Origin of the sequence: Sneathiella glossodoripedis JCM 23214 (assembly GCF_000616095.1) — a bacterium.
GTDB lineage: Bacteria > Pseudomonadota > Alphaproteobacteria > Sneathiellales > Sneathiellaceae > Sneathiella > Sneathiella glossodoripedis.
The window spans coordinates 675,840-700,472 of sequence record NZ_BAMS01000002.1 but is presented as its reverse complement, the minus strand read 5'-3'; the positions used below and the strand labels follow the sequence as shown (position 1 = coordinate 700,472).

General features: G+C 46.1%; 40 protein-coding genes, 1 tRNA gene and 2 pseudogenes. 16 read left to right on the top strand and 27 right to left on the bottom strand.

Features of this window, described 5'->3' with window-relative positions:
• Window positions 1–35: 35 nt before the first annotated feature.
• The 6 genes and pseudogenes from glnA to JCM23214_RS11675 all read right to left on the bottom strand — a co-directional run bounded on the left by glnA (window position 36) and on the right by JCM23214_RS11675 (window position 4,729).
• Window positions 36–1,450, bottom strand: a pseudogene (gene glnA, locus JCM23214_RS20460) (type I glutamate--ammonia ligase).
• Window positions 1,451–1,513: 63 nt separating this feature from the next.
• Window positions 1,514–1,852, bottom strand: a complete 339-nt coding sequence (locus JCM23214_RS11695; protein WP_025899103.1) for a P-II family nitrogen regulator — start codon at window positions 1,850–1,852, stop codon at window positions 1,514–1,516.
• Between the two features lie 254 nt (window positions 1,853–2,106).
• Window positions 2,107–2,400 carry a DUF3253 domain-containing protein gene (locus JCM23214_RS11690; protein ID WP_025899102.1) on the bottom strand — a complete coding sequence of 98 codons (294 nt, stop codon included), beginning with the start codon at window positions 2,398–2,400 and terminating at the stop codon, window positions 2,107–2,109.
• A 72-nt stretch (window positions 2,401–2,472) separates the two neighbouring features.
• Window positions 2,473–3,282 carry a glycosyltransferase family 25 protein gene (locus JCM23214_RS11685; RefSeq protein WP_025899101.1) on the bottom strand — a complete coding sequence of 270 codons (810 nt, stop codon included), beginning with the start codon at window positions 3,280–3,282 and terminating at the stop codon, window positions 2,473–2,475.
• Window positions 3,283–3,333: 51 nt separating this feature from the next.
• The gene (locus JCM23214_RS11680; protein WP_025899100.1) at window positions 3,334–3,552 is read right to left on the bottom strand and encodes a SlyX family protein; all 219 of its coding nucleotides are present in this window, start codon (window positions 3,550–3,552) and stop codon (window positions 3,334–3,336) included.
• 1 nt (window position 3,553) lies between these two features.
• Window positions 3,554–4,729, bottom strand: coding sequence for a pyridoxal phosphate-dependent aminotransferase (locus tag JCM23214_RS11675; RefSeq protein WP_025899099.1), 1,176 nt, complete (start codon window positions 4,727–4,729; stop codon window positions 3,554–3,556).
• A gap of 91 nt (window positions 4,730–4,820) precedes the next feature.
• Between JCM23214_RS11675 and JCM23214_RS20455 the strand changes: the two are divergent.
• Window positions 4,821–5,986 (top strand): annotated as a pseudogene (locus JCM23214_RS20455) (aminotransferase).
• Between the two features lie 55 nt (window positions 5,987–6,041).
• Window positions 6,042–6,118, top strand: a tRNA-His gene (locus tag JCM23214_RS11665).
• 82 nt (window positions 6,119–6,200) lie between these two features.
• On the opposite strand, the gene JCM23214_RS11660 is transcribed toward JCM23214_RS11665, so the two are convergent.
• The 20 genes from JCM23214_RS11660 to JCM23214_RS11565 all read right to left on the bottom strand — a co-directional run bounded on the left by JCM23214_RS11660 (window position 6,201) and on the right by JCM23214_RS11565 (window position 13,715).
• Window positions 6,201–7,121, bottom strand: coding sequence for a tyrosine-type recombinase/integrase (locus tag JCM23214_RS11660; protein WP_025899098.1), 921 nt, complete (start codon window positions 7,119–7,121; stop codon window positions 6,201–6,203).
• An 11-nt stretch (window positions 7,122–7,132) separates the two neighbouring features.
• Complete coding sequence (locus tag JCM23214_RS11655; protein WP_025899097.1) at window positions 7,133–7,444, bottom strand: helix-turn-helix transcriptional regulator; 312 nt, start codon at window positions 7,442–7,444, stop codon at window positions 7,133–7,135.
• A 12-nt stretch (window positions 7,445–7,456) separates the two neighbouring features.
• Window positions 7,457–7,666 carry a hypothetical protein gene (locus JCM23214_RS11650; RefSeq protein ID WP_025899096.1) on the bottom strand — a complete coding sequence of 70 codons (210 nt, stop codon included), beginning with the start codon at window positions 7,664–7,666 and terminating at the stop codon, window positions 7,457–7,459.
• A complete protein-coding gene (locus JCM23214_RS11645) occupies window positions 7,667–7,903 on the bottom strand; it encodes a hypothetical protein (RefSeq protein WP_025899095.1) in 237 nt (78 codons plus the stop codon). It abuts the gene before it with no gap.
• Window positions 7,888–8,082: a hypothetical protein gene (locus JCM23214_RS11640; protein WP_025899094.1), complete on the bottom strand. Its 195-nt coding sequence runs from the start codon at window positions 8,080–8,082 to the stop codon at window positions 7,888–7,890. The genes JCM23214_RS11645 and JCM23214_RS11640 overlap by 16 nt, the downstream gene beginning before the upstream one ends.
• On the bottom strand, window positions 8,072–8,305 hold the full coding sequence (locus JCM23214_RS11635) for a hypothetical protein (RefSeq protein WP_025899093.1): 234 nt from the start codon (window positions 8,303–8,305) through the stop codon (window positions 8,072–8,074). Before JCM23214_RS11635 ends, JCM23214_RS11640 begins: the two co-directional genes overlap by 11 nt.
• A complete protein-coding gene (locus tag JCM23214_RS11630) occupies window positions 8,305–8,652 on the bottom strand; it encodes a hypothetical protein (protein ID WP_025899092.1) in 348 nt (115 codons plus the stop codon). Before JCM23214_RS11630 ends, JCM23214_RS11635 begins: the two co-directional genes overlap by 1 nt.
• Window positions 8,649–8,867, bottom strand: coding sequence for a hypothetical protein (locus tag JCM23214_RS11625; RefSeq protein WP_025899091.1), 219 nt, complete (start codon window positions 8,865–8,867; stop codon window positions 8,649–8,651). The genes JCM23214_RS11630 and JCM23214_RS11625 overlap by 4 nt, the downstream gene beginning before the upstream one ends.
• On the bottom strand, window positions 8,864–9,283 hold the full coding sequence (locus JCM23214_RS11620) for a DUF1367 family protein (protein ID WP_025899090.1): 420 nt from the start codon (window positions 9,281–9,283) through the stop codon (window positions 8,864–8,866). Before JCM23214_RS11620 ends, JCM23214_RS11625 begins: the two co-directional genes overlap by 4 nt.
• Complete coding sequence (locus JCM23214_RS11615; protein ID WP_025899089.1) at window positions 9,276–9,662, bottom strand: DUF968 domain-containing protein; 387 nt, start codon at window positions 9,660–9,662, stop codon at window positions 9,276–9,278. The genes JCM23214_RS11620 and JCM23214_RS11615 overlap by 8 nt, the downstream gene beginning before the upstream one ends.
• Window positions 9,646–9,837 (bottom strand): hypothetical protein, encoded by a 192-nt coding sequence (locus JCM23214_RS11610; RefSeq protein WP_025899088.1) that lies wholly within the window; start codon window positions 9,835–9,837, stop codon window positions 9,646–9,648. Before JCM23214_RS11610 ends, JCM23214_RS11615 begins: the two co-directional genes overlap by 17 nt.
• A 272-nt stretch (window positions 9,838–10,109) precedes the next feature.
• The gene (locus JCM23214_RS11605) at window positions 10,110–10,442 is read right to left on the bottom strand and encodes a hypothetical protein (protein ID WP_025899087.1); all 333 of its coding nucleotides are present in this window, start codon (window positions 10,440–10,442) and stop codon (window positions 10,110–10,112) included.
• 83 nt (window positions 10,443–10,525) lie between these two features.
• Window positions 10,526–10,981, bottom strand: coding sequence for a single-stranded DNA-binding protein (gene ssb / locus JCM23214_RS11600; RefSeq protein ID WP_025899086.1), 456 nt, complete (start codon window positions 10,979–10,981; stop codon window positions 10,526–10,528).
• Window positions 10,981–11,172 (bottom strand): hypothetical protein, encoded by a 192-nt coding sequence (locus JCM23214_RS11595; protein WP_025899085.1) that lies wholly within the window; start codon window positions 11,170–11,172, stop codon window positions 10,981–10,983. The genes ssb and JCM23214_RS11595 overlap by 1 nt, the downstream gene beginning before the upstream one ends.
• Window positions 11,169–11,819 (bottom strand): hypothetical protein, encoded by a 651-nt coding sequence (locus JCM23214_RS22505; RefSeq protein ID WP_025899084.1) that lies wholly within the window; start codon window positions 11,817–11,819, stop codon window positions 11,169–11,171. Before JCM23214_RS22505 ends, JCM23214_RS11595 begins: the two co-directional genes overlap by 4 nt.
• Window positions 11,812–12,735: a hypothetical protein gene (locus JCM23214_RS11585; RefSeq protein ID WP_025899083.1), complete on the bottom strand. Its 924-nt coding sequence runs from the start codon at window positions 12,733–12,735 to the stop codon at window positions 11,812–11,814. Before JCM23214_RS11585 ends, JCM23214_RS22505 begins: the two co-directional genes overlap by 8 nt.
• Complete coding sequence (locus JCM23214_RS11580; RefSeq protein ID WP_025899082.1) at window positions 12,732–13,016, bottom strand: XkdD/Y8K6 family phage-associated protein; 285 nt, start codon at window positions 13,014–13,016, stop codon at window positions 12,732–12,734. Before JCM23214_RS11580 ends, JCM23214_RS11585 begins: the two co-directional genes overlap by 4 nt.
• The gene (locus tag JCM23214_RS11575; RefSeq protein WP_025899081.1) at window positions 13,013–13,285 is read right to left on the bottom strand and encodes a hypothetical protein; all 273 of its coding nucleotides are present in this window, start codon (window positions 13,283–13,285) and stop codon (window positions 13,013–13,015) included. Before JCM23214_RS11575 ends, JCM23214_RS11580 begins: the two co-directional genes overlap by 4 nt.
• On the bottom strand, window positions 13,282–13,428 hold the full coding sequence (locus tag JCM23214_RS23490; protein ID WP_159104350.1) for a hypothetical protein: 147 nt from the start codon (window positions 13,426–13,428) through the stop codon (window positions 13,282–13,284). Before JCM23214_RS23490 ends, JCM23214_RS11575 begins: the two co-directional genes overlap by 4 nt.
• A complete protein-coding gene (locus JCM23214_RS11565; protein WP_025899080.1) occupies window positions 13,428–13,715 on the bottom strand; it encodes a hypothetical protein in 288 nt (95 codons plus the stop codon). The genes JCM23214_RS23490 and JCM23214_RS11565 overlap by 1 nt, the downstream gene beginning before the upstream one ends.
• A 507-nt stretch (window positions 13,716–14,222) precedes the next feature.
• Between JCM23214_RS11565 and JCM23214_RS11560 the strand changes: the two genes are divergently transcribed.
• On the top strand, window positions 14,223–14,477 hold the full coding sequence (locus JCM23214_RS11560; RefSeq protein WP_051548139.1) for a helix-turn-helix domain-containing protein: 255 nt from the start codon (window positions 14,223–14,225) through the stop codon (window positions 14,475–14,477).
• An 8-nt stretch (window positions 14,478–14,485) separates the two neighbouring features.
• Here JCM23214_RS11560 and JCM23214_RS22500 read toward each other — a convergent pair whose 3' ends face one another.
• A complete protein-coding gene (locus tag JCM23214_RS22500) occupies window positions 14,486–15,157 on the bottom strand; it encodes a LexA family protein (RefSeq protein WP_159104348.1) in 672 nt (223 codons plus the stop codon).
• Between the two features lie 98 nt (window positions 15,158–15,255).
• Here JCM23214_RS22500 and JCM23214_RS11550 point away from each other — a divergent pair, with 98 nt between their 5' ends.
• The 13 genes from JCM23214_RS11550 (at window position 15,256) to JCM23214_RS11465 (ending at window position 24,628) form a co-directional block, all read left to right on the top strand.
• The gene (locus tag JCM23214_RS11550; RefSeq protein WP_025899077.1) at window positions 15,256–15,447 is read left to right on the top strand and encodes a helix-turn-helix domain-containing protein; all 192 of its coding nucleotides are present in this window, start codon (window positions 15,256–15,258) and stop codon (window positions 15,445–15,447) included.
• A 148-nt stretch (window positions 15,448–15,595) separates the two neighbouring features.
• The gene (locus JCM23214_RS11545; protein WP_025899076.1) at window positions 15,596–16,075 is read left to right on the top strand and encodes a hypothetical protein; all 480 of its coding nucleotides are present in this window, start codon (window positions 15,596–15,598) and stop codon (window positions 16,073–16,075) included.
• Window positions 16,076–16,257: 182 nt separating this feature from the next.
• Window positions 16,258–16,428 carry a hypothetical protein gene (locus tag JCM23214_RS23485; protein WP_159104347.1) on the top strand — a complete coding sequence of 57 codons (171 nt, stop codon included), beginning with the start codon at window positions 16,258–16,260 and terminating at the stop codon, window positions 16,426–16,428.
• Entirely contained in the window at window positions 16,421–16,813 is a 393-nt protein-coding gene (locus tag JCM23214_RS11530) for a hypothetical protein (RefSeq protein WP_025899074.1), read from the top strand. Before JCM23214_RS23485 ends, JCM23214_RS11530 begins: the two co-directional genes overlap by 8 nt.
• 507 nt (window positions 16,814–17,320) lie before the next feature.
• Entirely contained in the window at window positions 17,321–17,491 is a 171-nt protein-coding gene (locus tag JCM23214_RS23480) for a hypothetical protein (protein ID WP_159104346.1), read from the top strand.
• Window positions 17,488–17,937 (top strand): RusA family crossover junction endodeoxyribonuclease, encoded by a 450-nt coding sequence (locus JCM23214_RS22495; protein WP_025899071.1) that lies wholly within the window; start codon window positions 17,488–17,490, stop codon window positions 17,935–17,937. The genes JCM23214_RS23480 and JCM23214_RS22495 overlap by 4 nt, the downstream gene beginning before the upstream one ends.
• Entirely contained in the window at window positions 17,927–18,271 is a 345-nt protein-coding gene (locus tag JCM23214_RS11505; RefSeq protein ID WP_025899070.1) for a hypothetical protein, read from the top strand. Before JCM23214_RS22495 ends, JCM23214_RS11505 begins: the two co-directional genes overlap by 11 nt.
• A 117-nt stretch (window positions 18,272–18,388) precedes the next feature.
• Window positions 18,389–19,465, top strand: a complete 1,077-nt coding sequence (locus JCM23214_RS22490) for a hypothetical protein (protein ID WP_025899069.1) — start codon at window positions 18,389–18,391, stop codon at window positions 19,463–19,465.
• A complete protein-coding gene (locus JCM23214_RS11495; protein ID WP_025899068.1) occupies window positions 19,462–19,698 on the top strand; it encodes a hypothetical protein in 237 nt (78 codons plus the stop codon). Before JCM23214_RS22490 ends, JCM23214_RS11495 begins: the two co-directional genes overlap by 4 nt.
• 69 nt (window positions 19,699–19,767) lie before the next feature.
• A complete protein-coding gene (locus JCM23214_RS11490; RefSeq protein WP_025899067.1) occupies window positions 19,768–20,025 on the top strand; it encodes a hypothetical protein in 258 nt (85 codons plus the stop codon).
• 239 nt (window positions 20,026–20,264) lie between these two features.
• Window positions 20,265–20,468, top strand: a complete 204-nt coding sequence (locus JCM23214_RS11480; RefSeq protein ID WP_025899065.1) for a hypothetical protein — start codon at window positions 20,265–20,267, stop codon at window positions 20,466–20,468.
• Window positions 20,469–20,722: 254 nt separating this feature from the next.
• The gene (locus JCM23214_RS11470; protein ID WP_025899063.1) at window positions 20,723–21,508 is read left to right on the top strand and encodes a hypothetical protein; all 786 of its coding nucleotides are present in this window, start codon (window positions 20,723–20,725) and stop codon (window positions 21,506–21,508) included.
• A gap of 237 nt (window positions 21,509–21,745) precedes the next feature.
• Window positions 21,746–24,628, top strand: a complete 2,883-nt coding sequence (locus JCM23214_RS11465) for a hypothetical protein (protein WP_148301858.1) — start codon at window positions 21,746–21,748, stop codon at window positions 24,626–24,628.
• Window positions 24,629–24,633: the final 5 nt, after the last annotated feature.

Genomic DNA, 24,633 nt, shown 5'->3' with positions numbered 1-24,633 from the left:
GATGCGGCCTTAAATATTTCAGATATCAACCTGTATTAAACGCTGAAATACATGTCGAATTCAGCAGGATGTGGGGCATGTTCAAAGCGGTAAACATCTTCCCATTTCATGGCAATGTAACCGTCGATCATGTCATTCGTGAACACGTCACCTTTTGTGAGGAATTCGCGATCCGCATCAAGTGCTTCCAAAGCTTCACGCAGTGAACCTGCTACTGTTGGAATGTCTTTCAGCTCTTCTGCTGGAAGATCGTACAGGTCTTTGTCCATCGCGTCGCCAGGATGGATTTTGTTCTGGATACCATCGAGGCCGGCCATCATCATCGCAGCAAAGGCGAGGTATGGGTTGGCTGTACAATCAGGGAAGCGAATTTCAACACGTTTACCGTTCGGGCTGCCAGAGTAAGGAATACGGCAGGACGCTGAGCGGTTCCGTGCGGAATATGCCAGAAGAACTGGTGCTTCAAACCCTGGGATCAGACGCTTGTAAGAGTTGGTGGAGGCGTTTGTGAACGCATTAATTGCTTTGGCGTGTTTGATGATTCCGCCGATGTAATAAAGTGCGGACTCTGACAGACCCGCGTAGCCAGAACCGGCGAAAGCAGGCTTGCCTTCTTTCCAGATTGACTGATGCACATGCATACCGGAGCCATTATCGCCAGAGACAGGCTTTGGCATGAAGGTAGCTGTTTTACCATAGGCGTGAGCAACATTATGAATCACATATTTCTGCTTTTGAATGTCATCCGCGGCGCCTACCAGTGAATTGAACTTGAAGCCCAGTTCATGCTGAGATGGTGCTACTTCGTGATGATGTTTTTCTACGCGCAGGCCCATTTCTTTGGCGACTGAAACCATTTCCGAGCGAATGTCTGCACCGCTGTCAACTGGCTGTACAGGGAAGTAACACCCTTGACGCCTGGACGGTGACCTGTGTTGCCGCCTTCCATGTCTTCACCGGACATGTATGGTGCTTCAGAATCTGAAAGTTTGTAGAATGTGTGGTGACTGTCATTTGCGAATTGAACGTCATCAAACATGAAGAATTCAGCTTCAGGTCCGAAATATGCTGAGTCGCCGATACCTGTAGAGGCAAGGTAAGCTTCTGCTTTTTTGGCAACAGAACGTGGGTCACGCTCGTAGCTTTCACCACTTGTTGGATCCTCAATATCGCAGAAGATAATAATTGTCGGGCGCGCAGCAAAAGGATCAACAACTACGGAAGTTGGATCCAGCTTCAATGTCATGTCAGACTCGTTGATTGCTTTCCAGCCAGTGATGGAAGAGCCGTCAAACATGATACCGTCCGTAAATGTTTCTTCTTCAACGGCATCAGCATGCATTGCAAGATGCTGCCACTTACCCTTGGGGTCTGTAAAACGAAGGTCAACATATTCGATTTCGTTTTCCTTGATCATATCAAGAACTTTTGAAATATCGTCTGTGCTCATTGGTTTGTGTCTCTCTGTTAAGAATTATTACGACTAGTCCCATTCAAGGGTGGTGGGTTCAAATCAGACGGCGTCTTTGCCTGTCTCTCCGGTGCGAATACGGATGACTTCTTCAACGGAAGAGACAAAAATCTTTCCATCCCCAATGCGTCCCGTATGTGCAGCCGATTGAATGGCCTCAATTGCGCGTTCCAGAAGCTCGTCTTCCAGAACGATTTCAATTTTCACCTTTGGTAGAAAATCCACGACATATTCGGCGCCGCGATAAAGCTCTGTATGACCTTTCTGACGACCAAAGCCCTTGGCTTCTGTCACGGTAATTCCTTGAAGGCCGACTTCGTGAAGGGCTTCTTTCACTTCGTCCAGTTTAAAAGGCTTGATGATAGCTTCGATTTTCTTCATTTGTCACTTCTTCGGTAGTTGCGTCAAATTACGGCACCAGCGCCTGTGACTGTATATAGCACGAGCCGTGCCAGTTTTCAGGTAAGCGACAATTTTTTTTACAGCACAGAATTCGTAGGTTTTTGGACCGACTAATTACTATATGCCAATTTATTGCACAAAATTTGTGTATAAAAAATAGGCAAATGTATATTTTTTGCTCAATATTAGAAGGTATGAAAATGAAATAACCCGCTATCAGGCTGCCTTGTTGATCATTTTCTAGGCAATCTCAGTTTGTAGAGCCCTTTAAAGTCGTTGGGATCGACAGCCTGGCCCTTACGAACAATTTCGATCCGGCCATTGCGAGCAAGATGGATTGCCTGCTGGCGAACAGCTGTCATGAATTTTCGCCAGAAATCAGGGGGAGAAGTCTCTTTGGCTTTATCGCGGGCGATTGTTTGCGCGATGGTGTTTGGGGACACTTCATCGCCAAATTCTAGCGCCTCTAGAATATAAATAGCGACCGGATCATCTTCGGGTGCTTCTTTTTTGGTCTTTTCAGACATGGTTGGTTCCTGTCAATTCACGTGAGGTTGAGGATTTGCAGCTTGTATAGAGCCCCCTTGGTCTGTGCAAGCCTATTTCTGTGAAGGTTTATAGCGATATGTCGATTTTTGGAATATATAGTGCGCCCGCTTTAGAAAACTACTGCTGACTTTGAACCAGAACCGGTGCAGCATATGTGTAAGTTTGGCAATACCAGTGATCTGCAGGTTTTTATCAAATCTTTTCTCGCCGATCGTAGACTGGATTTCGTAGTCATGCGTAACAGGTGCCGGTATCAGGCAAAGTGTCTTTAGCCCCGTTTTCCAATAACGGCTGTGTGTAACATCTATTTGCAGCCAGTTTGTCTGAGTAACGTCCAGAATACGTTTGGCTGCTTTTTCATTGATCATATAGGCATATGCGGCTCCCGGTGCGGCTTGTAGCAATTCGAGCGCATATTTATTTTCAAGCCTGTCGAATGTGGTGTGCCAACTTTTCAGCACTTTAAGTTTGTTTATGAAACGCACTATGTCCCAGTTATCCGCATTGTTGATAAGTTGCTCGAGAGTTTGCGGCAGATCGCTTTCAAAATGAACGTCATCTTCAAGGACCAGAGCATGGGAAACCGATTGATCGAGCATGGTCTTGTAGACTTTACGGTGTGACATCAGGCAACCGATTTCCCCTTCGGTCATATGCCGCCCAAAATATCTCAATCGTTTTTTAGCGTCATATTCCGGGGCTTTATGCGCATCAATTGCATATCCATCAATAGCTCTAACAATCTCACAATCCAAACCCAACGAGCGAAGTTCTGAAGTCACCCTTTCTCTTCGCTCTGTGTCCTGCTGCCGATTGATAACGTATATTTTGCAAGCTTGTTTCAATTGGTCAGATGTCATGAATTGTATCTTTGATTATTGAGAATATTTTGGAAAAACTTTTCGGAATTTTTAATAATGCGGCGGCTTTTCTGCTGATGCGCCGGGTGCGGGAAGGCTGTCTTCTAGAGAGACAATCCGGCTATGGGCGGTTTTGAGTTTCGCTTGCAGACTTTCAATTTCCTGCCACTGTCGATTGACCATATCACTGAGGTCAGTGATCATTTGATCCTGATCCATCAATTTCAGCTCAAGTGCGGTCAGCCGCTTGTCAAATTCGGTTTCAGTCATTTCAGGCTTTTACTCTATCCATAAATCGGTTCATTCTCCCCATCGCGTCTTCAATATTTTCGATGGAGCTGGCATAGGAAAAGCGTATATATCCTTCTCCATCCTTGCCGAAACTTGTACCCGCGATTGCGGCAACCCCTTCTTCATCAAGGAGTCTATTCTGAAATTCCTTTGAGCTCAGTCCGCTTTTGCTGATATTGGCAAAGGCATAAAATGCGCCTTTTGGCATAATGCAGGATACACCAGCCATCGCGTTCAGCCGCTCATGGATCAAATGTCGGCGCGCATCAAAAGCAGTCATCATGTGATCGACAGGCGACTGATCACCGCTCAGGGCAGCAATACCCGCATACTGCGCAGCAGCATTCACACAGGAGTGGTAGTTGATACACAGCCTTTTGGCATATTCAATCAGGGAGTCGGGCCATAATCCCCATCCAAGGCGCCATCCTGTCATGGCGTAAGTTTTTGACCAGCCATCGAGAATAATCAGACGATCCCGAATTTCCGGATGGGAAAGAAGGCTGTGATGCTGCAGCCCGTCATAGGTCATCCTGCTATAAATCTCATCAGAAAGAATATAGACATTTGGCCAGTCTTGCAGCCCAGTTACCAGTTTTGAAAGTTCTTCTGGCGGGATGACGCCGCCTGTTGGATTGGCCGGCGTGTTGAGAATGATGAGCCGTGTTCTGTCATTTACTTTTGAGAGTACATAATCCGCATCGAACGAAAACCCTTTCTCCTCGATAAGGGGGATGGGTACCGGCTGTGCACCGGAGTAGCGGATCATGCTTTCATATATTGGAAAGCCCGGGTTTGGATACAGTATTTCTGCGCCACTCTCTCCAAAAATTTCGATGGCAAATGACATGGTGACCTTGCCGCCCGGCATGATGAGGATATTCTCAGGTGAAACTTCAACATCGCGACGTTTCAGAATATCCGCGGCGACAGCTTCTCTGAGCTCGGGAATTCCATTGGCGGCAGTATAACCATGATGGCCGTCTTTCAGCGCTTTTATTCCGGCTTCCACGATATGATCTGGCGTTGGAAAGTCAGGCTGACCAATGCCCAGATTAATAATATTTCGCCCTGTTTGCGCAAGTCGAGCCGCTTGGGCCAGCACATCGAATGCGCTTTCTGTGCCCAGTTTTGACATTTTGGAAGAAACTGTCATTTCATCCTTATCCTAATTGCTTGCTTCAATTTGAATGTGAAGATATGCCTGTTAGCAGATTGACTGCAAGGAAAGATTGGGACAGGCAATGGTGAAGCAATCAAATGACGTGTTATCGGGTTTTGGAACGACTGTTTTTGAAGTCATGTCCAAGCTTGCCATACAGCATAAAGCAATAAATCTGGGTCAGGGCTTTCCCGATGAAGATGGGCCCGAAGATATACGTGCGATGGCAGCAAAAGGTTTGATGGACGGTCCTAACCAGTATCCTCCGATGATGGGAACAGCAGAGCTCCGCCAGGCTGTAACGGATGCAAATCATCGTTTCTATGGAATTGCTGTTGAGCCCGACAGTGGTGTATTGGTCACGTCTGGTGCTACTGAGGCTCTTAATGACTGTCTGATGGCGTTGATAAATCCGGGGGATGAAGTTGTCCTGCTGGAGCCTTTATATGACTGTTACCTGCCGCTGGTCCTAAGGGCGGGAGGGATTGTCAAATCAGTCCGGCTGGACCCGCCTCACTGGGGGCTGCAAAAAGACAGGCTCGATGCTGCTTTTTCAGAAAAAACCAAACTGGTTCTTCTGAACAATCCGATGAACCCGACTGGAAAGGTTTTCACACTATCAGAGTTGGAATTGCTCGCTGAATATGTTCAGAAATATGACGCCTATGCAGTCTGTGATGAGGTCTATGAGCATATTGTTTTCGGTTTGAACCGGCATATTCCTCTCGCCACATTACCGGGAATGGGAGATCGCACCGTGCGTATTGGATCCGCCGGTAAAACCTTTTCCCTGACAGGCTGGAAAGTAGGTTACGTGACCGGGGCTGAGGAGTTGATAGCCAAAATTGCCAAAGCGCACCAGTTCGTTACCTTTACGACACCGCCGGCACTTCAGAACGCTGTTGCTTTCGGGCTTGGTAAGGATGATGAATTTTATCAGAATTTAAAAGACAGCATGCAACATAAGCGGGACTTTATCAAAAATGCCTGCAATCCATCGGGTTCGAGACAGCAGATTGCGACGGCACCTATTTTATCAATGCTGATATCAATTCTATTGGCTTTGAGGGAACTGACGAAGAATTTTGCAAGAAGATCACGACCGAAGCTGGTGTTGCGGCAGTTCCGGTCAGCGCATTTTACGCATCAGAGGGGGCGAAAACCAATTTTGTGCGCTTTTGTTTTTGCAAGCGAGAGGAAGTCTTGAGCGAAGCGATTGAAAGGCTGGATCAATTTTTTAAAGCAAATTGAAGAAATCGCCTTGACCCACCAGCGGATGGGGGCTAAATAGGGCGCCTCATTTATGGCGAATGTAGCTCAGTTGGTTAGAGCGCCTGACTGTGACTCAGGAGGTCGCCGGTTCGATCCCGGTCATTCGCCCCATACAACCCCTTGAAATTCATAGTAATTTCGGGGGTTTTGTTTTTTCCGAAAAATCCGGTTTTACACTTTTTCGAAAGCGGTTTTACAGTTTGGTTCCTATTTGGTTCTCGTCAAGCTTGGCAATTGCCCTTGCAGCGAGTCGTTTTTTACGGGTGTATTTCTTCACCATCTGCATGGTTGAGTGGCCTGTAATTGAGGCGATAACTTCCCAATCCAGACCCAATTCATGGAGGATAGTAGCTGCGGTGTATCTGAGGCCGTGTGTGGTTACATCCAGACCAAATCCGCACTCCTTATATGCGTCCCTCATGATTTTTTGGAAGTTACGTTTCTTGAATTGTGCACCTCTGCTGTTTGTTATCAGCATCATGTGGGGGTGATTTTCCAGCCAAGGGTCAAGGATGTCTGCTAGGGCTTTTGCCGCGGGGATATCTACAAGCTCGTCTGTCTTTTCCTGCCTAACCTTTATCCAGCCTTTACGGTAAAACTGGCGGGTCATCTTTATAACATCGCCGCCGCGTTGTCCGGTGGATAATAGGAGCTCAAAGGCGATTCTCTCAACCGTATCAGGCTTCCATTTCTTTCTGAATGCGGTGATTTCAAAATCTTCCCAAGGGCGGTGGCCTTCCGGCTTGCTGATCTTCTCAACCTTTAGGGCAGGGTTATCGTTTCTGTATCCCTTTTTTATTCCGTATGTAATGAGGCGGCTCAATACTGAAATAACATAATCTGCTTTGCGGGGTGTATCCTGAAGGGCTTCTTGGAGGTCATAGACTTCAGGTGTTGTCAGGAGCGCGACAGGGATGTCGCCAAAATATTCTTCAAGCAAAGAGAGATATGTTCGGTAACTGCTTTTGGACTGCTCAGACAGATTTTCGAAATAACGGGATTCTTTATACTGCTCTATCAGTTTTGCCCAAGTGCCTTTGGCTGCGGGTGCTTTGCCTGGATCTTCAAATGTGGCGTGAATATCCTGATAGTTACACAGGAATTCATATGACATAAACTCACCTTCTATACGGATCGTTTGCTTGTCCCTGCGGTAGTATGTGTATTGCTTGCCTTTTGCTTTTGGGCGCCAGATGTATTTGAGCGAAGTTTTGCTATCCTGTCTGACCATGTTTCAGATACCTCCATACCCTTATCTTTACGGTCTAAGTAATCATCCAGCTTTTCACGCAACCACACCTTGCGGTTTTTGGTCAACCATGTCGGTTCTGGTGCTAGCCCTTTCTTTACCTCTGCAGAGAATGTCGAAAGTGATAATCCGACATATTGGGCAGCTAATTCAATAGGCAAGCCTCGCGGCTCGATACGTGCTTTCATCTACTCTCCTTTCTAAAACTTCCTCTTGAGAAGTAATTCAGCTCTCCTAATGACATTAGAGTATGTTGGATGGTCTCTGTTTGGGTCATCCTCGGAGACAATTTCAACCGCCTCACCCAGAAGTTCGCGAAGCTGCTTAATCTCTTCGGCTGCTTGCCTCAAGGTGGTTTGATAGCCGCTAAGCTTGGTTTCCATTTTGTTGAGTGCTTTTAGGGTGTCCATCTACTCTCCTTTCTTCTTTTTCCATAGTTTCTCTGATATTACCGCTTGGGCCTCTTGCGACACATCAGGCCCTTGCACTTCCATCTGCAACCCGCGTTCTCTCATGTAATCAGTAAGGTCTTGGGGGGTTACTTCTCTGTTTCTGATACAGCCTGTACACCAGCAATCTATTGCTGAACAAAATTTCAACTCTGATGGATGCAAGCTATCCAGATAGGCTTTTATCTTTTTATCCATGATTCCTCTGGGGTGTAAGTTACTTCATAATCTGGCTGCGGCTGGAGCGCCTTGTAAGCTCTTATAGCTTCGTCAACTAATTTTTTGGGACTATCAGCGCCAAGGTCACCTGAAAAATCCTTGCAATCGGATACCTCAACCTCTCCCGCTTCACCTTTAAGAAAAACTTTAGTCGTCATCACCACCACCTTTTAAAATCATCTCAATATCCATACAATTATCAAAATGTGCCTGTTTCATTAGGAAGCTGTCTGTGCCTTTTTGACAGTGAAGATGGCTTCTTTTGAACAGTGTAAACAAGAATGCTCTTAGCTGAGCGTTTTCTTGCTGGAGGGCTTGAACCTGCTCAGAATCCTTGGCGTACTCAACGGAATCCATTAAAAACTGCACACAGTCACCCATCACTCACTCTCCTGTGTTGGTATTGGGATAAAACCAGCATAAGGTGCTTCTGGAAGTTCCCTCCACCAAACGCCTCTGTTTGCCACAAACGTATCCGTTCTAAACGTATCAATGCGAGCGTTAAAGTTTCGAGCATTCTCGTTACCTTTTTGAAAAGCCAGAACTTTAGTTCCATCCTTCGGTGCATCCTCAATCGGCAGCACCCTAAACGCAGCCCGAGTGGCTGCCTCTGCAACCGCCTCGAGTCGCTCCGTGAAGTTCCCTTTCGTTACCTCTGGCCCATTCTCAAGCACTGCCAGAATATCCGCCTTCACATTCTCTAATTGCTTTGGGTGTATGTCACTCATTGTAAAGTGCCTTCATTTTCTAGTTGAGCCGCCGCAAGTATGCCTTGCAAAATGCCGCCCCGATCCACCAGCATCCAAATAAGTTCTTCTTCTGGGTCGCCGCCTTGAAATGATAATTGCCTGACAGCATTCAAAAGATAAAAGCCCTTTTGGTCGTTAGTCATGTTGGCGATTTCGGCTTGGCGTTGAAGCCCTTCTCTGAATTTCCTATTCATAAATAGCCCTCCAATTCTGCTTTAAGTAATTCACTCGATAGGCCCGGAACTACTTCTGATGTGATAAAGTTGACCGCTTTGTTTTCAAAAATCTCAAAAGCGACTTGATCCATGCTCCTGAATTTAATTGAACCGGGGCTATGCCAGTAAGTGCCGTCTTTGAACTGATATACAGTGCTATATCCAGTTTTGATTTTGATGGCGTTATGTAGATCTTCTTTCGTCTGGAAATATCTCTGGTTCTTGAAAATCAGGCCCACCATTGACCAGTATCTTCTGTGGTGTTTAATGTTTCGGGGCTGTGTTATGGCGCATTCAAGAAGCTTCCCAAAACCAATACCCTGGATATATTCTTCTGCTATGCTGTCAGCAGGGCGTAGTATGCCGAGGTCTTTTTTTAGAAAAATCTTAGCCACTTAACCAACTCCTATAACGACTGTATGCAATCCGTTTGATCTGCTTAATCGTGTAGCCTAAAGCGGCATAAAATTTTGTAGGGTTTTTGCCTTCAATTGCATGGCAGCGGCTACAAAGTGGAATCGTCCAAAAATCGTGCGGCTTGCTTCTTGCGTACCAGCCGGGGCGTATGTGGGCTGCTATTATAGTCCCATCGATAATCCCGCATGCAAAGCAGGCTGCACCTTTAAAGCTCTTTAGGTATGCCGGGTCTCTAAAGCGAACGACGCAATCAACAAAGAGCTTAGTCTTGTCTATTATCCCAAACTTTTTGGGTAGCCCTATAGCCAACTGGCTTTTATCAATTTTTGGCTTTTTCTTCTTAGCCTTGAAGAGCATCTTTACGCCGCTCCATGTTACATTCACTATTAAAAGGAACAAAGACGCCATAGCTATTCGTGCTGTATATCCAGCCGTTAGGAACACGGGTTATTTTATTGAAGCCGTTTACTTCTTCTGGAACTTCCAGTTTTATAACCTCGTGTATCTCCATTGTTATCAGCATGTGCAGCATTTAAGTTCTCCTGTTTCAAGTTCGGTTTTTCCAGACAGCGGATAACAGAAAACCGCTAAGCGCGTTGATTGCTCAACTTGTCTGTAGTGCGGGCCGGACGCTACCCCGGCTATGCGAGACCCCGCCGCTGCTATCAAAGCCTTACGCGGGTTGGCTAGTCGCTTTTTAATGCGCTTCTGCTTTCAGCGCCGCCGCACTTGAAGAGACTGAACCGTTTTCATCCGTGGGTAATGTCATTTAATCCACTCGTTCCAGCCTCTACAGGTGTGGTGTTAAGCAAACCCCATACCTTTTTCATAAAGCACCCAATGCCCTTCACCTTGTCGCTGATAATGACGCTCACTGAGCGGTGCAATAAGATGAATTCTCCAGTCGTTTTCTGGCTCATTTGAGGCTATTTCTTCTGCTTCTTGAAAAGTCATAAAGTTCTCTTCAGTTACTTCTGTTTCGCAGTAGACGGTTTGGTTATTTTTAGTAAGAGTCGCGCTCCCAAATCCGACCGCTATGACGCCACCTTTATCCAAAGGCAAAATCTCGTGCTGATAACCACAATATAAGCAGCCTCCAGAACCACCCTCTATTGGTGTTAATTTTTCAAAATTCATATCCACATCCTTTCAAAGTGACGGGCTAATGGGGAGAAGCGAGGGCCGCCCGTCAGAACCCTCTAGGGAGGTTAGAGAATTACCTAAATGAGTTTGACTGGAGCAAAAGGGATGTCGTCCCCGAAGCCACCGCCACCAAAACCACCAGCCGGCTCACCACTATCGTTTCCGTCATACGTTCTGCCTGAGTTAGGGCTATCCAATAGCGTGAGATTTGCATTAAAGCCCTGCAGCACAATCTCGGTTGCGTATTTGGTGAGGCCTTCTTGCTCGTACGTTCTTGTCTGAATTTGGCCTTCGAGATAAACTTTTGAGCCTTTTTTCAGATACGCCTCTGCAACCCGGCAAAGACCTTCACTGAAAATTACGACGCGGTGAAACTCTGGGCGCTCTTTACGCTCTCCTGTGTCTTTGTCTTTCCAGCTTTCAGAAGTAGCTACCCGTAAGTTGCATACAGGCTTACCATTTTGCATGGTTCTTCGCTCTACATCGGCGCAAAGGTTTCCTACCAAAATTACCTTATTGATTGATCCTGCCATTATGCTGCCTCCTCTTCCAATTCAACGTTTTCTGCCCACGTTATAAGAGCGGTTGACAGTTTGTTTTCATCAACCATTGCCCCGCCTTCATTGATAATTAACAATTGCAGACTTTCAGATAAACGGACCATTTCCCGAAACGTCATCGCTAAAATTGCGTCTCGCATAGCTATTAAATTCTTCTCGCTCATGCTGCCTCCTTCTGTTCTGTTAGCTTTGTCAGGCATTCAGCGTAATGCTTTTCAAGATCTAATTGCGCTTCCTCTGGAAATGCCACTTTGTGCCTTTCTGCTGCCTGCTTTAGTTGTTTTAACCTTTCAGGGGTTTGGGCTTTACTAAGTGCTGCTATGATTTCATTGTATTTCTGCTCAGCAGGTGAGGGTTGTTTCTCTGCAAAAGGATTGCTTTCTTTCGTGGCAGGCTCCTCTTGTTTTGCAGGGGTTTCTTGTTTGAAGTCATCCGCTTCCTCTTCTGAATAAGCATGACCATGCAGGCCGATAAGCTTTAGAATTACGCGGTCCTTGGCTCTTTTTTCTGCCATTGCATATGGGTAGCCCGGCTGTTTGCCTTTAACCTCATAATTAAGCCCTACAACAGCCTCACCAACCGACCATTCAGATTTATCGCCAAGCCGTCCAGTTACAACAACGGCTGCTGCGTCTCTCTCCGTGACTAGGAATTTTGGCTCGTCATAGGTAATGCCTTTGAATGCAGACAGTCTTTCAAGTGCCCAATGAGCTACAATCCATTTACCGGATTGTTTATGCTTCCATGCGCCTTCTTGACCGATGCCGCATTGTCTAAGAGCTTCACCTACTTTTGGGTCAATATCAGACATAGATTAGTGCCTCCGTAGCGTTCTGCTTGGTTTGCTCTGACCAGTAAAAACTACTAAAATCTGGTGAGAATATTTCAAGCGCCTCACGGCCTGTTTCACTTCTGGTTAGCAGGGTTTGAATAGCCTTTGCTGACCTCACAACTTGCTGCCAGTGCTCCTCAATATCTTCGACTTCATAGGTCGCGGTTTTCTTAGTTGATACGTAGGTGAGGGACGGTTTCTTTCCTGTCGCCTTCTCATATATTGCCACCTGCGCACAATGGGCTGGTGATGGCTTGGACGGTATCCTGTGAGTGGTTTTCAAGTCATTCAGGCTTGTTGTATACTCATAGTCAACAAAGCCGATTAAAGGCACATCAACACCATCAATCCATGTCAGTATTTTCTTTTGAGTGCGAACAGGTTTTCCAGCTTCTCTATACACAGGAATAGCCTGCTCAAGCATAGGTAAAATGGATGCGCGTTCTTTATCCACCTTCTCGTCACAATCGCCCATTGCATCTTTTTCAAAGAGTTCAAGAGCTTTTGAATGACATTGCTCTAAGGTAGCCTCAAAGTCATAGAGTGCCAGATTAATTCCGGCCTCTACGGCTGATCCACGCCATGCACCCGCGCCGACTTCATCTTTCCACTTCAAAAGATACTTACCAACCCATAAGGAAGGCTGTGCGGTGTATAGGTTTAAACTGCTGGCTGATAGATGCTTGATGCCGAACTTTTCAAAAGCGTTAGTCATCATTAGCCGCCTTTCCAACTGTGATGGTTTTGCCTGTACCATCGCATGTGGTACAAGTTGATGTTCTGTATGTATTGCCGATCCTTTCAGGGACATATCCAGCCCCCGTACATTCAGGCATTCATTTAAATGGCCCATCATCCACAATTCACGGTTTTCGCCTGTGTGTGTGTGTTTCATGATTTACCCTCCGCTTTAGAGATTGCGGCGTCGTACATAGGAACGGCTGTTCCAGTCGTGTCGATACCAGAGTTCATAATCATTAGTCTCGCGTGCTTGAGTGCCTCTAAAAGATCGGGTGAGGCTTCGATTAGGTGGGCGTTCGCCTCGTCCTCGTCTGTGCCTGAGTGCTGAACAACTGCTATCCTGCGGTCATCGCCAAGTATGACTCTTGAGTTCCCATCAAAATCACCGTAGTCACCTTGTTCGGCTGCCTTCCAAGGCCCCGGTGTATGTTTCATGATTTACCCTCCACTTGTTTAATGACGCGATAAGCTCTGTCACAATCCAGAAGTGGCCCATCTGGGCGGTTAGCTTCGTCTTGCTCAACAAGGTCTTTGAGTGCTGAAAGAAGGTCTTTGATTAAAAAATCTTTCTGAACGTTGTCGCTCAGCAGTGCGAGATTTTGGTAATTTAACCGTGTTGCCCTTTCGGTTACACTTCTGGCAATGCCTTGCGCTTCTGCCAGATCCACAATCTGTGAAATTGTATCGTCTAATACACTCGTCATTTCTCCACTCCTGCAATAAAGTCTTCAACAGTGATGCAGCTACCGTTTTCGACACCGCATCCAGACAGATAATTCAAACCAACCAGCACCATCAGCATGGCTAGGCAGGTACAAACGACAATTGCGATAATGCTGTCAGTCATCACAGTAACTCCCTCTTGTTTTCGAGCAGGTGCATAGCGCCTCCCAGTTCCTGAGAAGCTGCCTCCATCAAATCAGCGAACTGATCCTGAAAGGTTTTTGCATCGTCTGTGGAGAGGTCGAGGTCACTGATTTTTTTTGCAGCTTCCTCTATCCACTCCTGAGCCTGTTGCAGCTTTTCAAAATCGGGGCCGTTGTCTTCGTACCAGTCAGCATCTTTGAATGAATTCATGCGGTCGACGGCTGTCGGTGCACTTGGTGAATTGTATGAAAGATTATCGAGCGGCATTGTCTGTCCTTCCGTTTGTCTATGGAAGGATAGTAGCTTTAAAACAACTTTATGTCAATCAAAAAAGTAGTCAAAAAGCAACTTTTATGAAATATCTTTGCAGATGCTTATGATTTGACATGTCGGAAAGCGCAGAAAATTGCAACATTTTGGCCCGCATTTGAATAAATTGCAGGATTTATTCTCTAGTGCTGATTGATTCACAAGAGCTGTTCTTGATTCTGTGAGCTTGATTGAGAGGAAGCCCGCCTCACATCCATGGGTGCAAGGCGTAACTTTAGTCTTATTAATATTTGTTTGACGCAACACAATACTCCATTAGATTTAGTTCCGCTGCTTGCAGCAAAGCGGGCTTCTTCGTTCGAGTTGAGTACATGTACAGAAGATGTGGTTGCGCCACATGGGAAAGGTGGTAGGACACCTATGCCCCCCGCGAACAGGGGGTTGTTTGAATTAAAACAAACGTAGGCGAATTGAAGCGTGAATCAGTAAAATAATAATATTTAAATGAATGCAAAAATATACAGTGATATAGGGGTGCGTCTCCGGGCTTTCCGGGGGCTTGGAGGTATGAACCAAAAGCAATTTGCTTTATCTCTGGGTTATAATCCCACCCAATACACAAATTGGGAAACTGGAGCTAGACGTATTCCAGTTGATATGGCGATTAGGCTGGTGGAGCGTTTCGGATTAACGCTTGATTATATTTATTTGGGTGATGTAAGCGCGTTGCCGCATGAGTTGGCTTTAAAGCTAAAGTAAGTGCTTACTTATAGATGAGAAGAAAAATCTTCGACCTTCATAAGAACCAGGCTAACAATCTCAACCTCATCAACACCGTGATCCGCTAGATAATCAATGGGGTCTTGATGGTCTGTGGCTGTAGAGTAGGGGTGAAGCCAAGGTCTGCCATCTTCATCGATTTTCAGTATCTTACAGGTTGCCTCAACCAGATCATGTCGGCGACGATGCACCACAACAATATTGCCGTCCTTTGGCTCTGTTTGCAGGTCATAAAAACGGGCGCAAATCACGTAGGAGCCGTTAGGCGTAATCCTATTCATACTCTCACCAGCTACCTGTAGAGCATAAAGGGGTATCTTTGCGAGGCTCCCCTTGAATGGCATAATCCGCAAAGTCTTTCTTTCGGATGGCCTGAGCTGTGAGGCTTCAACAAAATTCCCGGCCTGAACTGTTCCCATAACCTCAACCTTTACAGGTTCAACCGGCTCTATGCCTGCTGCCTTTTGGATCTTGCTTAAAATGGGAAGTGTTAGGGTTTTGCTACCGGGGTTTTTAAGGAATCTGGTGAGTGTAGTTTTAGCAATGCCCGCTTCTAAAGCAAGTTTAGAGGGCGAGTAGCCCGTTACTTTTAACGCCTCGTCAACTATTTCACGAGCCTTTAACTGCTCGGAAGTCAGTTTTGCTTTATCAATTTTCACTAGCTTTGCCATCCCGTGACAGTATGAAAAATTGTTGGATTCCACAAAGTGTAATAATGCCACTTTACAAGTAGTTAAAAAGCTACTAAAATAGGCGCATGGAAACTAATCAGGAAATAGCGGAAGGCTACAGGCAGCGTGTTAAGGCTGCTGATAAGACCCTCCAAGACCTTTTTAACGAAAGCGGTATCGCTAAGACCACGTTTCACAGAATGTACGCCGGGGTCACCTCCCCCCGCATCGACACGCTAAGGCGTATTGAGCGGGTTCTTGACAGGTGGGGTGTTTAACCGAGTCCGGCTGTTTACAGGCTCAACCCTCAATTGGTTAGCCGTTTGCTTAATCAGTAGTTCGATTTCTCTTTTGCGATTTTTTCTATCCATGAGGGGAATGTAATTCAGAGTTTTAGATTTTTCTTGTGAAGAAGGATTTTTAAAAATGACAAAAGTAAGGCCACCCAAAACTATTGAGGCAGCACTTTGGAGAGCTAAAGACAACCTTGGCCTTGAAGCGCTGGCGGATATTTGCGGTAAATCAGAGAGTATGATTACCAAATACATGGACCGCGATTGCGAGCTTCATCATTTACCCGCCAAATATATTGTTGCCATTGACCAAGCCTGCAAAGAGGAGACAGGGGAGACGCCTATTGCTTCTGTTATTAACGGAAAGCTTGAAGGGGTACGGGGTAAAATCGGCACCTGCATTATGGATGATTTAACCTGTGCAACTATTGCTTTTGGCAAGCTTGCAGAGACAGTAAGGGCTGCAAAAGCCCCGACAGGCCCCGGCGGTCAACGTGTAACCAACAGAGAGTTACAGGCCCTTGAAGAGGGTATTTCAGTTTTAAAACGCAAGCTTGAAGGCATGGAAGCCACCGCACAAGGTCAAGCGGTGAGTTTTAAGGCGGTGTCATGATGGACGCTCTTACACCCTTCAAATCCGATGGAGAGGTGGGCGCTTTCTGCAAATCCAAATGTGCAAATAAATCCTGTTTCAGGCGGATTACAAAAGCTGATCTAGCTAGAGCTAAAGCAACAAACTTTCCTATAAAAATGGCAGATTATTCCAAGCGCTGCACAGGGTATATGGAGGGGTAAATGATTGATAGAAAAACTCGCTTTCCTTTATTTTTATTTTGTTGCGTGGTGGTCGTATTTAGCACCGCATTTATAGACAATAAAACAGCAGTCTTCTCTATTGGCTTGGTTTGGGGAGCCGTTACTTGCCGTTGCATGGCCTATCTTAAAGAGGAGGCCCCCAATGATTGATTGGAATAAGCCTATAGAGACAACATACGGCGGAGAGGCTTTTTTGCTTAAATTCCTGCCGCATGTAAACGAGTATGTCGTCACATATAAAAACAGTTCTGAATATTTTACCCGTTGTTTCTACCCATCCGGCGATTGCACGACATTAGGAAACTCTATTCGCATCCGCAACAAGCCAGAACTCATAAAGCCGTCAGGATATGTGGCAATCGCACCTGACGGTTCTATTGATCACTCTAAAACACTCAGTAGTGCAAGGCGTTTTGCCTTCGCTGATGGTGGCCCTAGTGGATGGGCAGCTATTAGCCTTGAGGAGCTAATCAGCGGAAAATTCAAAGACGGTATCCCTGTAGGCTACGGACTGGAGGGGCGGGAAGATGCCTGACATACTCGCATGGAACTGGCCCCAATGGATAACTGCAATCCTATTCTGTATCGCATTAGGCGCACACACACTCTGTCCTAACCAGACAATCACAATAAAGCTGCATCCCTTAATCGGAGGCCCTTACTTAATATTCTGGATAGCCCTCTTGTATGCAGGTGGCTTCTTTGGGGGTGTGTAGTGATCGAATACCGCCTCACATTAAAACCTATCAGGAGGTTAAAATGAACCTTTTCTCAAATACAATTGCAAGCGTAAGTCACACCGCAAAATATGAGTATACCGCTCATTTTCCCGGCACAGGCCCCGCGGGTCAATCTTGTAGCTCCTGTTTAATGTTCAAGGACGTAAAAGAAGGTACCGGGACTTGCAAAAAATGGGTGCAATTAATGCGCTCACAAGGTCTTAAAAAACCCAAGGCTAAAGCAATTTCTGGAAAGACCTCTTCATGTAGATATTACGAGAAAAACGAGAATTATAAAGTCTCTAAGCTGGGGGTACCTATTAATGGATAATCTTGTTGCGCGAATGGAGAGGGGCATTGATGAGCTTATCCTTGACGAAGTTCTATTTAGCAGAGGCGATGACCAATGCATTAGATTGCTGGTTGAGGAAATTAGAGACTTGAGAAAAGGGATAGACTCCAGAAAAGAACTTGAAGAATTGGGTCTGGAATGAAAATCCTGGCACTAGATATAGCAACTAAACCGGCTGAGACTGTTGTTAGTGCGTTTATCCCTGTTGTCCCTCAACCTTGGCGTAGAGCAGGTAAAAATGGGAAGAGGCATTATACAGACGCCAAGTCAGACGCATACAGGAAAACAATCGCTTGGCATATGAAGTCCCAACTAGGGTCATTTAAATGCACAACACAACCTGTCCGGCTGGATCTGGAGTTTAGATTTCCAATTCCCAAAAGCTGGCCGAAATACAAGCGAGAAAACCCACCAAGGCATACATCACGACCAGATAAAGACAACCTTGAAAAAGGTGTCATGGACGCCCTTAACGGTATCGTCTGGAAAGATGACGCGCAAATAGATGTTGGCGAAACAAAGAAAATGTACGCGCAGGACTTTGGGATACTGATTTCGATAACAACGGAGGAAGAGCATGGCGAATAATAGCCACTGGAAGAAACATGAAGAAGATTTCTTGAGAGAGAAAGTAGCACTGAACTGGCAAAGCTCGCATATAGCTGCCCGGCTTTGCAGGAGTGAAGCGGGAGTAAATGAAAAAATCTCACGATTGAAGCTTCGCAGAGATAACAGCGCGCAAATTATTCTATCACGAGAAACAGACCCTATTTACCAGCCTGCCGAGCACTACCTTCGCACACGCGGATATTACGTTCACAGGGTTCTGAACAGCTTCAACGTAGACGGTAAAATTCTAACCGGTGACGAGCTATTACAAAAAGCCGTAAGGGTTAAAGAAAACACAAGGCTGGCTGCATGACCTGTCCCCGTTGCAAAGGCACAGGGATAGAGCCACGAATTTTTGACGCCTGTAAGCAATGTGCGGAGCTTGCAAGGCTTGAGTATGAAATCGCACAAGAAGAGAGGACAGCAGATAATGACACGCCGTGGGCTAATCCTGATCGATCGCGGACTGATGAGCCATACATCATTTCAGGACGAACCGTATACCGAGCGTGAGGTGTGGATCTGGATGATAATGGAAGCATCGTATGAAGCCCGTTCACTGCGCATCCTCAACAAAATAATTGATCTTGAACGTGGGCAATTCGCTGCCTCCCTTCGCTTTATGGCGGAGCGGTTTAAATGGAAGAAGGACCGCGTTGCAAGATTTATTAAAAGACTCGCCAAAGAGGGGATGATTGAGACATCCGTTGCGACAGGCGAAACAGTAATAAGTATTTGTAATTATGAGGTTTATCAGGATTTCGAGCTATACAGTGAGACAGGAGTGCGACAGCAATGCGACAGCAATGCGACACCCACGCGACAGGGGCGCGACAAACTAGAACTAAATACAAACAAAATACAAACGAAAGATATTAAAAGGCGCGGGAAACGACTTGAAGAGGATTGGCGACCTTCTGCCTCAGACTGCGATTATGCAAGAGGGCACAACTGGTCAGATGAGGAGATCGAGCGAGAGGCCGAAAACTTCGTTGAACACTTCACTAACGGGAACGGGCGCAGGCAAACCAGCCTGACTGGTCGAAACGCTGGCAACGGTGGGTCAGGACTAATTATTCTGGATGTGGAAAAAATCCTACCGCAAAACGGCGCAAAGGATTTGCCGCTGCCCATGCAGAGATGGAGATACAGCGAGGGGGCACCCCCACCAGCAACAGCGGAACAACTGGAATGTTTGCTGGAGTTATGGAGCGATACACTCAAACCGGCGTCTACCGAGGAGGCGATGGTGATGCTTGAGCAAACGCTTGAAATGTACGGTGTGCCGGATAACTGGGAAAAGATTGCAGTGTTTTATCTGGAAGCGGTGGAAGACTTGCCTCGTGACTTACTGGAGCAGGCATTGAAACACATTCGCATGAATTTGAAATGGTTCCCAAAGCCTTGCGAGATACGAGCGCCTGTGATGGATCAGCTTGCTAAGCGAAAAGGAATTATCAGCAAAATCCAAACAATGAAAATGGGACTGGAGCATTACGGATCATGACTACGCCTTACAAAATCGCAATTTTCATCGAAGGCCATGCCGGGCTTTTTCAATACGAAGTCAGCACAAAAGAACAGGCAATGGATCACTTTGCTGCCATAACTTCGACCGGGTACAGACGCCTAAATGATAGAGGTCATTTTGAGTGGTATTCACCCCAAACAATCCGACGCATCAAGATTGTAGGCGAGGGGCTTGAAACTCAACACCCAGATCAATTTGTGAGAACCTGATGTTCCAAGGGAAGATGGCGAAAGCTCCAGCCTGATAGTGAGTGTAGCGAATAAATTGAAGGAAGCATCATGACAAATCACTTGGAATTAAAGCAACAGCTCGACCAAATCCAGAAACGCTTGAACGAAGTAAAGCATGACATCAAAAACGAGATAATAGTTTTAAAGCTGACCAGAGAGGAGTCAGAGATTCTACTTAGGGCGATAAGACCTGTAACAGAGGCGGTTAAAGTTGATGAGGGAATAGCTCTGTTTGGCGCAGCTATATCCTATGCAGAGCGGAAAGCATTAATTTCGGTCGCCAAGGCGATTAGGGAAGCATCATGAACGAGGAAATCAATGGCAGATAAAGTAAAGCACTGGCCCTCATGGGCTAACTGGAGGGGTGGGGAAGTTGACGGTAGGGTGGTGTTTTTCGAACATAAACCATTCGTATTTACTTATACAGATAGGTCATCTTTCTGGAAATCCGAAGGGACGCGTATCACAGCACAAAATTCTTTAGAACTCGTAGAAATAGACCCAGACACCCCTTGGACAGAAAGCAAGCAGAGGAGGCCGGAGTGATGAAACATGTATTTATTGGAACAGCATTCGCGCTCGCAATATGGGCGTTTATGTATTTGTGTATAGCTTATTTTGTCTGGGATATTGAGTGGATACTAAACATTGTTTGGGACTCTGTTTGGCAGCGTATTGGAATGGTCGTTTATGGAGTGTCAGTTATGTTTTGTATTGCTTTGGGGTTTGAGACTTCGAGAGAATTTTAAATGAAACCACTACCATATCCAGAGGGATTATTCCCCTTAATTAGAGATAAGTTAAAAGGTGAACATGTTTGCTGGATTGGGTTCAGTTGCGGCTTAAGGATGGCGTTGTTTGCTGATTGGGGGGATGAGGGAGGCAAGTGTCAGAGAATTTTTGACAGTTTAAAACGAAGATTAAAGCCGTAAGTTGGAAAGCAAGTAATGAAACCCCTTAAACCCCCATACCTGGACCCAGACCAGATTATTGGAGTAGAGTTATGAATCAAAGCAGCAAAGCTATCATTGATGAATGTGACGAGGTAATTAAACAGGCGAATAAAACTGTGGAATATTCGGCAGCGGCTTCTGGTCACAAGTTTAAATCTGTTGTGACGGAAAAAGGCATATCACTGCTTGTTGATGGGGTGGAGTTGCTGAAAGACGCAACAGCGGAAGAGGCCCAACTCTTTCAAAGAGCGGTGGGTCTGGCAGCGCATAAGCTCAACGTCAATGATAAGATGCGCGAAGAGGCTCAAAAAAAAAGAACAGAGAAATCCGCTTACAGAAAAAGGAAGGGGCACGAGGATCCAAATGAACCCGCATACTGGCAAGAGGCACACAGCCCTACAGAAGCTATTGATTTAAAGGTAGGTCACGAGGGTAAAAAGGTTCTTACATCAACACGTCAACGCAAGCAGGATGCGCGGCTATTTGATGGGCTTACGGAAGAACAGCAGCAGGCAATGGTTGATATACTGGATGGCTTTAATTACATCGCCCGATCTGTTGCAGGCAAGATAATGATATACGAAGACCACATTCCAAGCACAGCGGATGGGCCTAATTACTACGAGGAGCTTTACTTCTTGCAAAAGGCATGGGCAAGGGTCGGACAGAGAGGGCGTTTTAACCTGCCAATGGCGCAGGCGGTGATTATTGAGGGCAAGTCGTTAAGGCGTGTTGCGGTAGAGCATAACACGCAAATCCGAAACGTAAAAAACAACCTTATAGATTCCCTGGATGAATACCGTATATTGAGGCATCCCGGAAGAAAATATACATAATATTGATTTGTTCACGATTTATTCCTTGACGTGCATCATTTTCTTTGATAATTTGTATAATGCAGAAGCGAACTGCGTTTGTATCATTTTTGTTCTGTAGTTTTTCGCAGTTTTCTGCGCTTTTTCAGTAAAGTAGTACTTTTTAAAGAGGCTCCCTTGTCGGGGGCCTTTTTTATTGAGGTTTATATGCTCCGATCCGCTTTAAAATCCCCTTTGCAATCCAATTTGCAGAGCGTAATGGGTATAGCGGATACAGTTGTGTCTCATACAGTGTCCAACCAGACTTTTGATTTTGGGGCATTAACAAACGATCAAGATGGTGCTTATACAGTTGTCCCCAATAGCGGTACTATTTCCAGCATTACAATTGATAGCGGGGATTCTGGCGGGGATTACGAGACGAGCGGGGCAACCATTCGCCCGGCGGTCGGAAGCACAGCACCAAGCGCAGTGTTGTCTTGCACAGCAACATTCTCTGATGCCAGTACAGATACATTTACAGCAACCATAACATCAGTAGCCAACACATTTAGCGTTGCTGATATTGATGAGCTGACAACCGTTACAAACGGTACTCTGACTTATGGTCAAATCATTCAATTGCGGGATGGTGTTTATAACAACGCAGAGGCGGATAAGCGTATCCAACGAGCTGGTTCTGCTATCTCTGGCACTCTTGCAAATCTGATAACGATAAAACCAGATACAGGGGCAACAGCAACAATTCGCTTTATCCGTATTGATAATGGATCAGGCGGGGGCGGTAATGGTTTCCGCTTTGAAAATATTGTGTTTGAGAGGGCAACAGATGCAGCCTCCAGTCCTTGTGTGGCCCTTCAATTTGGTATTGATACACTGGAGTTTGAAGGCTGTACATTTAGGGTTGCTGATGGAACCACAGGGGATAACTCCAGCGGCCTGCATTTCACCAATAACGGTAATGCTCTAACCAACCTAACTGTCAATAACTGTTTGTTTGAAAATCTGTACGACGGGATTAACAGCCCCGGCGACAGTATGACCATTACAAATAACACGTTCCGGGAGATTTATAACGACTGCATCCATCAATCAGGTGATGCCGCTATTACGCCAGATGACGTGGTTATTGAGCATAACCTGTTTTATGATAAGAAATATGCGGGTGCTGGTGCTCATGGTGACTTTATCCAGTTCAATTGGGGAACGGCGGTTAATGGCCCTGTAACAGGTTTGATTGTTCGCAATAACAAGCTATGGAGGGGTGAGGGTAGCAGCGGAGATACGGACGGTCAGGGTATCTTTATTCCCGGCCTTGCTTCTGGATATATCACAGGGGCAATCATTGAGAATAACTTCTACCTTGGCACATTCGTCAACGGTATTCTGGTCAATGACCTGCAAAACTCTCGCATTGTTGGTAATACAGCCCTTTGGGATATTAACGCAGACGATGGAGCAGCAACAGGCACTACCTTAATCGATACAGGAAATGGGGATGGCAACCTGATTGCGGATAACATCGCCAACGGATATGACGATACAGGATCAACCAGCAGCACAACCACCAACAACGGCACAATCTCAAATAACACAACAGCCTATTCAGCGGTATTTGACAGCCCTCTATATGATGGGGATCTAACACCCGCAAACCTATATAGCTCATATGCAAATAAATCAGGTGGCAGCACAGCAAATGCCACACCAGAGCAGGGCGGTATTAAATACACTGTTATTGGTGGGCAGAATGGCAGTGGCGCGGTAGATCATCCAAGGTCACAGACAGTTACAGGATTGTCCTATACAGATGTGACAGGAGCCACAACATCAACCCTGTATGATACAGCAGCCGTTCAGTTGACGGGCATTGGCTCTAATGGTGCTTTGGTTACAGTCTCAGGTGATGACAGCCCAGAGTTCAGAATTAGAAACGCAGCCGATAGCGCGGATGTGGTTGCATGGGGAACAGCAGATGCGATTATTGATAACAATGAACGCCTGGAATTAAGAGAAACTTCCTCTGCAAGCAATTCAACAGCGGTAAACAGCACAGTAACAGTTGGTAAGACATCGGATACATGGACAGTGACGACAGTTTCAGGGGATGTGACAGCCCCGGTATTATCCTCAGCAAGTGTTGGCTCCCTTACCTCTGTTGGCGGCACTCTCACAATCTCCACAGATGAGGGTAACGGCACACTTTACTGGATGGTGGACACAAACGCATCACGCACAGCAGCACAGGTTAAAACGGGCGGGGGTGTTGATAGTGGATCGCAAGCGGTGTCAGCAACAGGCGCACAATCTGGCATAACCTCAACAGGGGGCAGTGCAAGTACAGGATATTATTTCCATGCAATGCATGAAGATGCGGCGGGGAACCAGTCAACAGTTTCAAGTACATCCTTTACCACAACGGCGGCGGGGTACAGTCAAAACGTTCTGTATTTCGATGGTGTGTTTGGATCAAACCTCCTGCGCTCATCTGCAATGAGTACTGTTACCGACACCAAAGAGTTTACTGTAAGTGCTTGGTTTACTTTGGATGGAGCTGGTGGAACCGAATATATCCTTAGTTTATGTGGTGGTCGTGTGGTTATCGTGCGGGTTGGTACGGCTCTTAGGGTTCGGATGCAAAATGCGTCTGGAACAACAATCTATGAGCGGGACTATTCTGTAGGAAGCGGGGCGGTAGCTAAGACTCATGTCCTTTGCTCAGCAGATTTAGCAGCAGGCACAGACTATATGTATATCAATGGCGTGGATGCAGGTGGATCAGCCACAACACTGACCAATGATACAATTGACTGGACAAACACAGCTAACAGTGTGTGCGCTAGGTCAACATCTTTTGATACCCTGCAAGGCAAGTTAGCCGATCCAATGGCGCATAACGGATATCTGGATATTTCAAACTCAACCATTCGAGCAAGGTTTATTGACGGCTCAGGTAATCCAGTAGATCCCGGCTCAGATGGTTCAACAGCAATGGGCACACAGCCCGTATATGCCCTAATTGGTCAGAACGCAGCAACGCTAGAGGCAGGCGCTTCGGGTGTGGGTAACGTTGGTTACGGTGGCGACTTCCCGGTACAGGCCAGTTACGTATCTGGCGGCATAACAGACAGTTCATTTTAAATAAG

Coding starts and splice junctions, on each gene's coding strand:
- JCM23214_RS11470 (WP_025899063.1), top strand. CDS start 20,723: ATGAATCAAAGCAGCAAAGCTATCATTGATGAATGTGACGAGGTAATT.
- JCM23214_RS22505 (WP_025899084.1), bottom strand. CDS start 11,819: ATGTCTGATATTGACCCAAAAGTAGGTGAAGCTCTTAGACAATGCGGC.
- JCM23214_RS11610 (WP_025899088.1), bottom strand. CDS start 9,837: ATGCTGCACATGCTGATAACAATGGAGATACACGAGGTTATAAAACTG.
- JCM23214_RS23490 (WP_159104350.1), bottom strand. CDS start 13,428: ATGACTGACAGCATTATCGCAATTGTCGTTTGTACCTGCCTAGCCATG.
- JCM23214_RS11480 (WP_025899065.1), top strand. CDS start 20,265: ATGAAACATGTATTTATTGGAACAGCATTCGCGCTCGCAATATGGGCG.
- JCM23214_RS11575 (WP_025899081.1), bottom strand. CDS start 13,285: ATGACGAGTGTATTAGACGATACAATTTCACAGATTGTGGATCTGGCA.
- JCM23214_RS11565 (WP_025899080.1), bottom strand. CDS start 13,715: ATGCCGCTCGATAATCTTTCATACAATTCACCAAGTGCACCGACAGCC.
- JCM23214_RS22495 (WP_025899071.1), top strand. CDS start 17,488: ATGAAAATCCTGGCACTAGATATAGCAACTAAACCGGCTGAGACTGTT.
- JCM23214_RS11695 (WP_025899103.1), bottom strand. CDS start 1,852: ATGAAGAAAATCGAAGCTATCATCAAGCCTTTTAAACTGGACGAAGTG.
- JCM23214_RS11655 (WP_025899097.1), bottom strand. CDS start 7,444: ATGAAAGCACGTATCGAGCCGCGAGGCTTGCCTATTGAATTAGCTGCC.
- JCM23214_RS11490 (WP_025899067.1), top strand. CDS start 19,768: ATGACAAATCACTTGGAATTAAAGCAACAGCTCGACCAAATCCAGAAA.
- JCM23214_RS23480 (WP_159104346.1), top strand. CDS start 17,321: ATGGATAATCTTGTTGCGCGAATGGAGAGGGGCATTGATGAGCTTATC.
- JCM23214_RS11580 (WP_025899082.1), bottom strand. CDS start 13,016: ATGAAACATACACCGGGGCCTTGGAAGGCAGCCGAACAAGGTGACTAC.
- JCM23214_RS11690 (WP_025899102.1), bottom strand. CDS start 2,400: ATGTCTGAAAAGACCAAAAAAGAAGCACCCGAAGATGATCCGGTCGCT.
- JCM23214_RS11615 (WP_025899089.1), bottom strand. CDS start 9,662: ATGCTCTTCAAGGCTAAGAAGAAAAAGCCAAAAATTGATAAAAGCCAG.
- JCM23214_RS11635 (WP_025899093.1), bottom strand. CDS start 8,305: ATGGGTGACTGTGTGCAGTTTTTAATGGATTCCGTTGAGTACGCCAAG.
- JCM23214_RS11585 (WP_025899083.1), bottom strand. CDS start 12,735: ATGAAACACACACACACAGGCGAAAACCGTGAATTGTGGATGATGGGC.
- JCM23214_RS11650 (WP_025899096.1), bottom strand. CDS start 7,666: ATGGACACCCTAAAAGCACTCAACAAAATGGAAACCAAGCTTAGCGGC.
- JCM23214_RS11640 (WP_025899094.1), bottom strand. CDS start 8,082: ATGACGACTAAAGTTTTTCTTAAAGGTGAAGCGGGAGAGGTTGAGGTA.
- JCM23214_RS11660 (WP_025899098.1), bottom strand. CDS start 7,121: ATGTCATATGAATTCCTGTGTAACTATCAGGATATTCACGCCACATTT.
- JCM23214_RS11645 (WP_025899095.1), bottom strand. CDS start 7,903: ATGGATAAAAAGATAAAAGCCTATCTGGATAGCTTGCATCCATCAGAG.
- JCM23214_RS11545 (WP_025899076.1), top strand. CDS start 15,596: ATGACAAAAGTAAGGCCACCCAAAACTATTGAGGCAGCACTTTGGAGA.
- JCM23214_RS11685 (WP_025899101.1), bottom strand. CDS start 3,282: ATGACATCTGACCAATTGAAACAAGCTTGCAAAATATACGTTATCAAT.
- JCM23214_RS11465 (WP_148301858.1), top strand. CDS start 21,746: ATGGGTATAGCGGATACAGTTGTGTCTCATACAGTGTCCAACCAGACT.
- JCM23214_RS11530 (WP_025899074.1), top strand. CDS start 16,421: ATGATTGATTGGAATAAGCCTATAGAGACAACATACGGCGGAGAGGCT.
- JCM23214_RS11560 (WP_051548139.1), top strand. CDS start 14,223: ATGAATGCAAAAATATACAGTGATATAGGGGTGCGTCTCCGGGCTTTC.
- JCM23214_RS11625 (WP_025899091.1), bottom strand. CDS start 8,867: ATGAATAGGAAATTCAGAGAAGGGCTTCAACGCCAAGCCGAAATCGCC.
- JCM23214_RS23485 (WP_159104347.1), top strand. CDS start 16,258: ATGATTGATAGAAAAACTCGCTTTCCTTTATTTTTATTTTGTTGCGTG.
- JCM23214_RS11680 (WP_025899100.1), bottom strand. CDS start 3,552: ATGACTGAAACCGAATTTGACAAGCGGCTGACCGCACTTGAGCTGAAA.
- JCM23214_RS11550 (WP_025899077.1), top strand. CDS start 15,256: ATGGAAACTAATCAGGAAATAGCGGAAGGCTACAGGCAGCGTGTTAAG.
- JCM23214_RS11675 (WP_025899099.1), bottom strand. CDS start 4,729: ATGACAGTTTCTTCCAAAATGTCAAAACTGGGCACAGAAAGCGCATTC.
- JCM23214_RS22490 (WP_025899069.1), top strand. CDS start 18,389: ATGACACGCCGTGGGCTAATCCTGATCGATCGCGGACTGATGAGCCAT.
- JCM23214_RS11505 (WP_025899070.1), top strand. CDS start 17,927: ATGGCGAATAATAGCCACTGGAAGAAACATGAAGAAGATTTCTTGAGA.
- ssb (WP_025899086.1), bottom strand. CDS start 10,981: ATGGCAGGATCAATCAATAAGGTAATTTTGGTAGGAAACCTTTGCGCC.
- JCM23214_RS11495 (WP_025899068.1), top strand. CDS start 19,462: ATGACTACGCCTTACAAAATCGCAATTTTCATCGAAGGCCATGCCGGG.
- JCM23214_RS11605 (WP_025899087.1), bottom strand. CDS start 10,442: ATGAATTTTGAAAAATTAACACCAATAGAGGGTGGTTCTGGAGGCTGC.
- JCM23214_RS11595 (WP_025899085.1), bottom strand. CDS start 11,172: ATGAGCGAGAAGAATTTAATAGCTATGCGAGACGCAATTTTAGCGATG.
- JCM23214_RS11630 (WP_025899092.1), bottom strand. CDS start 8,652: ATGAGTGACATACACCCAAAGCAATTAGAGAATGTGAAGGCGGATATT.